This is a genomic window from Amycolatopsis sp. NPDC051061 (genome assembly GCF_040682935.1).
In the GTDB taxonomy this organism is placed as follows: Bacteria; Actinomycetota; Actinomycetes; order Mycobacteriales; family Pseudonocardiaceae; genus Amycolatopsis.
The window spans coordinates 1-7,785 of the sequence record NZ_JBFBBZ010000107.1 but is presented as its reverse complement, the minus strand read 5'-3'; the positions used below and the strand labels follow the sequence as shown (position 1 = coordinate 7,785).

Sequence of the window (7,785 nt, the reverse complement as noted above, 5' to 3'; positions counted from 1 at the left end):
CTTGCATCCAGCAGATGCCCTCTCACTCAAGGATTGTTGTTCCCTAGACAAGAACAATTATCCCAGGTCAGAGGGCATCTGCGTGTCTACGACATACCACTCACCAGCATATTCACCGGTGGATCCAGGCCAGAGGACATGAACGAGTCGTTCATGACGTTCCGGCGCCGCCCGGTCGGCCGGACCGCTCCCGCATCCTGGTACGGCTGGCCGCCGTGACCGGTATGCCCCGATAGTGGTCGCGTGCTCACTTCCCGTGCCCCGCTCACCCTGCCCCGGGCCGAACGGGCCGGGACGCGAGTGTCCTATCGGGACGCACTCGTCGCGACTCTCGCCGGCTACCGGCCGCTGCTGCTGGACCTCGTCGTCCCGGGCGGGCGCGCGCCCGGCGGTGGCCACCCGGTGGTGGTCTACCTCTACGGTGGCGCGCCGGCGGGCGGGTCGCACAAGCACAGCCTGCTGGGCGATCGGGTGACCGACCGGTTGGTGGCGGCCGGGTTCGCCGTCGCGCGCGCCCAGTACCGGCATGGGCGCGAAGCCGCTTTCCCCGCGCAGGTCCACGACGTGAAGGCCGCGGTCCGCTGGGTGCGCCACCACGCCGGGGACCTGGAGCTCGACGCCCGCCGCGTCGCGGCGTGGGGACACTCGGCCGGTGGCTACCTGGCCGCGATGCTCGCGGTGACGGCCGACGACGACGCCTTCGAAGGCGACCTCGGGATCACCGGCCCGCCGAGCCACGTCGGGGCGGCGGTCGCCTGGAGCCCGCCGACGGACTTCACGCGCATCCCGCCGCCGCCCGCGGATTCTCCGTTGCACAGCAGCGGCCACGACCCGCACGACTGGCTCCCCGGCCCGACGGCGAGCCCGCTGCTCCACGCGTCGGCGACCGCGGCCCCGCTGCTGCTGGCCCACGGCACCGACGACGCCGGGATCCCGATCGCGCACAGCGAAGCACTGGTCGCGGCCTACTGGCGGGCCGGCGCCGACGCCGACCTGATCCGCCTCGACGGCGCCGGACACTTCTACGGCGAACGCAAGCTCCAGCACGTCACCGACGCCGGGATCGCCTTCCTCCGCAACCACCTCGCGCCGGCAGCCTGAGCGGCACTGCGCCGACCGGGTGACGTCCCCGGGTCGGCGTCAACCGGTTCCGCACCTCCGGAGTGAACGGACCGCACACCCCGGAGCCACCAGGAGGAACCGTGCCGAACCGCACATTGCCCACCGTCGCCGCCGCGGCGTTCCTCGCCCTCGCCGGAACCGTCGGCTTCGCGCCCGCGGCATCGGCACACGACACCCTCGGCGAGGTTTACGGCTGTGGGTACCAGGGCCAGTTCCGCTGCGGCTACGGCGGCGTGACCAACAGCCACACCCGCGTCTATTCCTGCGACACCGCGAGCGACGGCTACGGTTTCCGCACGGAATACCGGCTTCGCAGCGGCGGGGGCGGCGGTGTGGACGACGCCAACGGCAGCAGCTCCGGCTGCAGCTCGATCACCCCGGGCACGGCGGCCAACCCCGTGACCATCTTCCGCGCGTGCCAGAAGCAGAACGCGTGGTGGTGCACGGGGTGGCTGTCCGCCTGAGCGCCGCTCAGCCGACGACGTCGACCTCGAACGGTTCCGCCGCGCTGTACTCGACGTCGGCCCACACCGCGCCCGGCAGGGCGAAGCGGCGATGGGACGTCAGCCGGTCGTCGTAGTGCGGGTCGGACTTGGGGTTGTTGCCGACGCCCGTCTTGTCGGAGCCCCACGCGAAGATGTTGCCGACCCACATCGGCTTCGACACGCCTTGGCCGTTGATCCGCGGCCGGACGACGAGGGCGGCACCGGCACTGCCGGACAGGTTGAGCCGGACCGTGTTCTGCCCGGCGTTGGGCGGGGTGACGGTGATGCGTTCCATGAGCTCCACTTCCGGTTCGACGGACAGGGATCCCGGCGAATCGACGCCGGGCCAGAAGTCGGCCACGACCGAGATGTCGATGCCGGGCGCGACGTCCAGCAGGTACTGCGCGGCGATCGCGCCTTCGGGTATTTCGGGTTTGCCGGTGGCCGTGGCGATCCAGTACAACGGCGGCTCGACGTGCTGGGCCTTGAACGCGGCCTTCACCTTCGGCCAGGTCGACCGGTTGCAGTAGATGACCGGGTAGGCGAACCCCGACGCACGCCGCCGCCGGGCCCAGCCCGGCGCCTCCTCCGGCCCGGCGTCGCCCGGCTCGACGTCGAGGACGTGCCCGTCGTCGGTCGACGCTTTCTTGACTATTCGCACCTTCAAGGCGGCCGGGAAGAGCGCCCAGTCGGCGGCGGTCCACGGCGCGAGCTTGATCTGGTCGATGTAGCCGGCCACCAGTGCGGGCCGGCTGTCCTTCTTCAGGATGTTCCGCGGGGTGACGGCGTCGTACATGGTGCGCATCGGCTTGCCTCGAAATCGTGGGGCGGCGGATATCGACGTATTCACGATCGCGGAAAGAGGATAACGCCACAACGGCGAAAAGGGCGCCTTTTCGGGCGAAAGCGAGGCGGCCGAAAAGGCTTCACGCGCGGCGGCGGGCCCGGAAAGAACCGGACCCGCCGCCCGCCCGGGTCATTCTTCGCGCAAATTCTCCAGGTTCGTCGTCCGCCACAACGCGGGCAGTGTCATGGCGGTGACGAACAGTACCGCGGCGATCGCGGTCGCCGTCAGGAGCGCGATCGCGGGCACGTCGGCCGACATCGGGCGGTGCACGACGAACGTGAGCACCAGCCAGTCGAGGGCGAGCCCGGCCGGCACGGCGACGAGCACCGCCACCGCCACCGGGACGACCAGCTGCCACACCAGCGACCGGGCGAGCACGCCGCGCCCGACCCCGTTCGCCGCCAGCGCGGCGAGGCTGCGCCGCCGTTCCCGCAGTTGCTCCCAAGCGGCGACCAGCAGGCTGCCCGCGACGAACAGCAGCACCAGCACCGAACCGACCGACAGCACGCGCGTGATCAGCGCGGAGGTGCCGTCCTGCCCGGTGCCGAGCGAGTCCACGGACCCGTTCCACCCCACCACGTTCCGGACGCGCTCCACCAGGTCCGGGTCGGCGTCCGGCAGGGTCGCGGACACCGTCAGCCCGACGCCGGACGCCGTCGCCAGCGCGGCCGGGGTGACGATCAGCTCCGACGCGTCCTCCCCGTACGCCGGCACGCGGTGCACCGCCGGCACCGTCCACTGGGGAACGGCGGTCCGGGCGGCCCGGCGGACCTCGGCGAACCACACGTGGTCCCCCGGCTCGGGCACGGAGCTGCCGCGGGTCGTCGCGGCGTAGACGTCGCCGTCGCGGCAGTCCGCGATGCCGGCGCCGGCCCGCAGCCGCGCGCAGTCCTCGACGACCATCGAGGTGCGTTCTCCCGACGCGGTCTCGATCAGGGCCCTGGTCCGCACCGGCACGTCGCCCAGCCCGGGCAGCGCGTGGAAGGCGGCGGTGAACGCCTCGCCGTCGGCGACGCTGGTGGCGTAGTAGCTCGCGAGCACCCGGATCTCCTGCGGCGCGGGCCGTTCGCTCTCGGTGCGGTGGTAGACCCCTTGCAGCGCAATGGATCCGGTCAGTACCACGGCGACGCCGCTGACCAGGCGCGCCGCCGTCGCGCTGTCGAGCTGGAGCCGGCGGACGGCCAGCAGCCAGGCCGGCGACCCGCCGCCGAGCAGGCCGGCGACCCGCTCGACCACCCACGGCAGCACCAGGGGCACGGCCGTGAGGACGAAGACCACGCCGACGATCACGGAGGGGTGGTCGGCGCCGTCGCCGCCCAGGCCGGTGAGCAGCAGTGCCCCGCCCACGACCGCGGGGAACAGGCGCCACGCCAGCTTCCGCCGGGTCCGCGTTCCCCGCCGCTCGACGCCCAGCGGCTCGATGACGACCTGCCGCAGCGCGAACACGGCCGCCGCGCACGCCAGCACCGGCAACGCCAGCAGGGCCGGAACACCCAGCCGCCAGTCGGGAACGACGTCGGTCCCGAAGAGGCCGCCGCGGAAGGCGTCCACGGTGATCCTCGGAACGAGCACGCGGATGAGCTGGAACAGCGCCAGGCCGGCGAGCAGGCCGGCGAACGCCCCGAGCAGTGCCTCGCCGGCCGCGATCCGGTGCACTTGGCCGCGGTCCGCGCCGACCAGGCGCAGCGCGGCGAGCCGCCGGTCCCGGGCGGCCGCCGCGAGCCGGGTGCTGGTGACGACGAAGACGAACACCGGCACCAGGCACGTCGTCGCCCCCATCACGACCAGCAGCAGCTCGAGCGAGGACAGGGGGCGGCGGGAGGTTTCGTACCCGAACCGGCTCACCAGGGCGGCGTCCGGCTGCTGCGCGACGGTGTCGGAGCCGACGTAGAAACGCAGCTCGTTCGGGCCGGTCAACCCGGCGTCGCCGATGGTGCCGAGCACCCGCCCGGCGAACCGCGGGCGCAACAGCTCGCCCTCGGGTGACCGCAGCAAGCCCGCCAGCGCCGGGGACAGCACCACCTCCCCGGGCTCCGGCAGCCGGTCCACGCCCGGCGCGGCGGGCGGGCGCGGCCCGGTGAGCTGCACGAGGTAGCCCTGCAGTCCGTGGCCGCGGAACTCGTCGTTCCGGGTGATCGCGTGGACCGGGTCGACGCCCTCGGCGGGCGCCCCGGGGACGAGGGCGCGCGCGCTCGCCCGATCGTCGCGGGCTCCCAGCAGGTTCGGCACCGACGACGCGGTGAGCAGGACGGCGACGCCGAGGCCGACCCCGACCGCCGTCAGCGTGAGCCGCACCAGCGCGGTGCGCGCCCCGCCGCCGCCCAGCGCGAGGCGCATCCCGAGCGCGAAGTCGGCGGCCCAGCGCCGGATCACCGGGTCACCTCGAGCTCCCGCGTCCGGCCGTCGCGCACGACGACCTCGCGGTCGGAGTACGCCGCGACGCGGGGTTCGTGCGTCACCAGGACCACCGCCGCGTCCCGCTCCCGGGCCGCGGTCGTCAGCAGCTGCATCACCTGCTCGCCGTTGAGCGAGTCCAGGGCGCCGGTCGGCTCGTCGGCGAAGACGACGCGCGGGCCGGTCACGAGCGCGCGGGCCACCGCCACCCGCTGGCCCTGCCCGCCCGACACCTCGCCCGGCCGCTTGCCGGCCACGTCGGCGAGGTCGAGCTCCGCCAGCATTTCGCGGGCCCGCCGCGCCGCCACCCGGCCGCGCTCGCCGTTCAGCCGCAGCGGCAGGGCGACGTTCTCCAGGCAGGTGAGCTCCGGGACGAGCCGGCCAAACTGGAAGACGAAGCCGAAGTCGGTGCGGCGCAACGCCGAGCGGGCGCGGTCGGTCAGCCGGGCGAGGTCGGCACCCCGGTAGCGGACGGCGCCGTCGTCCGGCCGGACGATCCCGGCCAGGCAGTGCAGCAGCGTCGACTTCCCCGCCCCGGACGGGCCCATCAGGGCCACGACCTCCCCCGCGCGCACCCGCAGGCTCGCCGAGGTCAGCGCGTCGGTGGGCCCGTACGCCTTCCGGACCTCGGCGGCCTCCAGCAGGACGTGCTCGGTGCTGCTCACGCGATCTCCTTCGCCAGCTGGCCGAGCCGGGCCGCGGTCAGCTCCAGCCAGCGGAGGTCGGCCTCCAGGTGGAACAGCGCGTGGTCGCAGACCAGCTGGTCGACGAGGTCGCCCCGGGTCTTGCGGCGGGTCAGCTCCCGCATGGCGTCGAGGTGGGCCGAGCGCTGGACGTCGAGGACGTCGGTGGCCGCGCGGCCGGAGAGCAGCGCGAGCACCACCTTGGTGTAGAGCGTGTTCTGCAGGTAGGCCTCCGGCTTCTCCGGGGTCGCCAGCCAGGTGCCGATGTCGGCGACCCCGGCCTCGGTGATCGCGTAGCGCTTCCGCTCCGGACCGCCGCCGGCTTCGATGCCGTCGGCCTCGACGAGTCCCTGCTTGAGCAGCCGGGCCAGGGTCGAATAGACCTGGCCGTAGTGGACGCGGCGGTCGTGCCCGAACCGGTCGTCGTAGGCGCGTTTGAGGTCGTAGCCGTGCCGAGGGCCGTTTTCCAACAGGCCGAGCAGGGTGTGTCCGATCGACATGCGCGAGACTGTACACGGTGTGTATAGCCGGAGTTTATACACCCCGTTCATAGTGCTCAGCCGAGGAGCGCCGCCAGAGGCGTGGCCGGTCGGCCGAGCAGTTCTTCGAGGTCGGCGCCGGTGGTGGCGAACTCGCCCCGGCGAGCGGCGCGGAACATGCCGAGCAGCATCGCGGCCTGCGCGGCGGGGACGCCGTGCCCGGTCAGGCCCGCCACCCACTCGTCGTCGTCGGCGACCACCCGGCGGATCGTGCGTCCGGTGAGCCCGGAAAGGAGACCGGCGACGTCCTCGAGGTCGAGCGCGACCGGGGCGGTCAGGGGCGGCGTCGGCCCGTCGAAGCGACCCTCGTCGACGAGGATCACCGCCGCGGCTTCGGCGAGGTCGGCGTGCGCCGTCCACGACACCGGCCCGTCGGCGGGCGCGACCAGTTCGCCGGTTTCGCGCGCTTGACCGAGCAGCAGCGGAACCGTACTGGCGTAGAACCCGTTGCGCAGCACGGTGAACGCCCCTGTCGTCGCCAGATGACGCTCGGTCGCGGCATGGTCGGGCATCGGCGCGAAGAGCGAGTCGTCGGCCGCGGCCTGGTGGCTCGTGTAGAGCACCCGCTTGACTCCGGCGGCGCGTGCGCCATCGATCGCCGCGACGTGGTGCCGCAGCGCCGTTTCGCCCGTGGCGTCCGTCGAGACGACGAGGACCTGCGTCGCGCCTTCGAACGCGGAGGCGAGCGAGTCCGGGTCGGCGAAGTCGCCGCGTCGCACGCGCACCCCGCGCTCGCCGAGGCCGGCCGCCTTCCCGGGCTCGCGGACGCTGACGCCGACCTGCTCGGCCGGGACCCGCCGAAGCAGCTGCTCAACGACCTGGGAGCCGAGCTTGCCGGTTCCCCCGGTGATCACGATCATGATGGATCCTCTCGATGACCAACACTGACTAACGTCGATACTAACCACGTTAGCACCGCCGCTAGCAAGAGTGAGTTATCATCGGAACCATGGTGAAGAGCCGGAGCGAAACGCAGGCGCACATCCTCGAGACCGCCGCGCGGCTCCTCGACGACGAAGGCGCGGCCGCGCTCACCATCCGCGCGGTCGCCGGGGCGGCCGGCCTGCAGGCGCCGGCGCTGTACCGGTTCTTCGAGGACAAGGACGCGCTGCTCGACGCCGTCGCCGAGCACGTCTTCGCCACCTACGTCGCCGGAAAGGCGGTCGCACCAGGTGATCCCGTCGCGGACCTGCGCGCCGGCTGGGACGCGCACCTCGGCTTCGGCCTGGCCAACGCTTCCCTGTTCGCCCTGCTCGTGACGCCGGGCCGGACGTCCCCGGCGGCCGAGGCGGGGCTGGCGGTCCTGCGCGCCCGGGTGCACCGCATCGCGGAGGCCGGCCGGCTGCGCGTCCCCGAACCCCTCGCGGTCGAACTGGTCCACGCCGCCGGCACCGGCGCCGTGCTCACCCTGCTGGCGCGGGCCCCGGCGGACCGGGATCCGGGCCTCGCCGAGACGATGTACGAGGCCGTGCTGGCCCGGATCCTCACCGACGCGCCGCGGCCGGCCGCCACCCCTCCGGAGCTGTCGAAGCTCACCGGCGCCGAGCGCGCCCTGCTCGCGGAGTGGCTCGACCGCGACTGACCGCCCTGCCCCGGGTGGCCGCGTCGGGGATTTAAAAATTGGGGGCGGGGGGGTCGCGCAATATGTATTAACGGACCCCGCCGGGGCCCCCCCCCCCCCCCGGCCCGGGGGTGGAGCCCCAACTGGAAAACAA

8 protein-coding genes are annotated in these 7,785 nt (G+C 73.2%); 3 read left to right on the top strand and 5 right to left on the bottom strand.

Annotation, left to right across the window (positions count from 1 at the left end):
- Positions 1-243 precede the first annotated feature (243 nt).
- Together AB0N03_RS51655 and AB0N03_RS51650 are read left to right on the top strand one after the other, a co-directional pair.
- The gene (locus tag AB0N03_RS51655) at positions 244-1,101 is read left to right on the top strand and encodes an alpha/beta hydrolase fold domain-containing protein (protein WP_364388850.1); all 858 of its coding nucleotides are present in this window, start codon (positions 244-246) and stop codon (positions 1,099-1,101) included.
- 101 nt (positions 1,102-1,202) lie between these two features.
- Complete coding sequence (locus AB0N03_RS51650) at positions 1,203-1,586, top strand: hypothetical protein (protein ID WP_364388848.1); 384 nt, start codon at positions 1,203-1,205, stop codon at positions 1,584-1,586.
- 7 nt (positions 1,587-1,593) lie between these two features.
- Here the strand turns inward: AB0N03_RS51650 and AB0N03_RS51645 are convergent, their stop codons facing one another.
- The 5 genes from AB0N03_RS51645 to AB0N03_RS51625 form a co-directional block, all read right to left on the bottom strand.
- Positions 1,594-2,412 (bottom strand): hypothetical protein, encoded by an 819-nt coding sequence (locus AB0N03_RS51645; protein WP_364388846.1) that lies wholly within the window; start codon positions 2,410-2,412, stop codon positions 1,594-1,596.
- A gap of 171 nt (positions 2,413-2,583) precedes the next feature.
- A complete protein-coding gene (locus AB0N03_RS51640; protein ID WP_364388844.1) occupies positions 2,584-4,827 on the bottom strand; it encodes an FtsX-like permease family protein in 2,244 nt (747 codons plus the stop codon).
- Entirely contained in the window at positions 4,824-5,513 is a 690-nt protein-coding gene (locus tag AB0N03_RS51635; protein WP_364388842.1) for an ABC transporter ATP-binding protein, read from the bottom strand. Before AB0N03_RS51635 ends, AB0N03_RS51640 begins: the two co-directional genes overlap by 4 nt.
- Complete coding sequence (locus AB0N03_RS51630) at positions 5,510-6,031, bottom strand: PadR family transcriptional regulator (RefSeq protein WP_364388840.1); 522 nt, start codon at positions 6,029-6,031, stop codon at positions 5,510-5,512. The genes AB0N03_RS51635 and AB0N03_RS51630 overlap by 4 nt, the downstream gene beginning before the upstream one ends.
- 56 nt (positions 6,032-6,087) lie before the next feature.
- Entirely contained in the window at positions 6,088-6,930 is an 843-nt protein-coding gene (locus AB0N03_RS51625) for an NAD(P)H-binding protein (protein WP_364388838.1), read from the bottom strand.
- 89 nt (positions 6,931-7,019) lie between these two features.
- Between AB0N03_RS51625 and AB0N03_RS51620 the strand changes: the two genes are divergently transcribed.
- Positions 7,020-7,652 (top strand): helix-turn-helix domain-containing protein, encoded by a 633-nt coding sequence (locus AB0N03_RS51620; RefSeq protein WP_364388836.1) that lies wholly within the window; start codon positions 7,020-7,022, stop codon positions 7,650-7,652.
- Positions 7,653-7,785: the final 133 nt, after the last annotated feature.

What these genes read in the sequence shown, in the direction of transcription:
- AB0N03_RS51645 (WP_364388846.1), bottom strand. Translation starts at nt 2,412, where the DNA reads ATGCGCACCATGTACGACGCCGTCACCCCGCGGAACATCCTGAAGAAG.
- AB0N03_RS51630 (WP_364388840.1), bottom strand. Translation starts at nt 6,031, where the DNA reads ATGTCGATCGGACACACCCTGCTCGGCCTGTTGGAAAACGGCCCTCGG.
- AB0N03_RS51625 (WP_364388838.1), bottom strand. Translation starts at nt 6,930, where the DNA reads ATGATCGTGATCACCGGGGGAACCGGCAAGCTCGGCTCCCAGGTCGTT.
- AB0N03_RS51620 (WP_364388836.1), top strand. Translation starts at nt 7,020, where the DNA reads ATGGTGAAGAGCCGGAGCGAAACGCAGGCGCACATCCTCGAGACCGCC.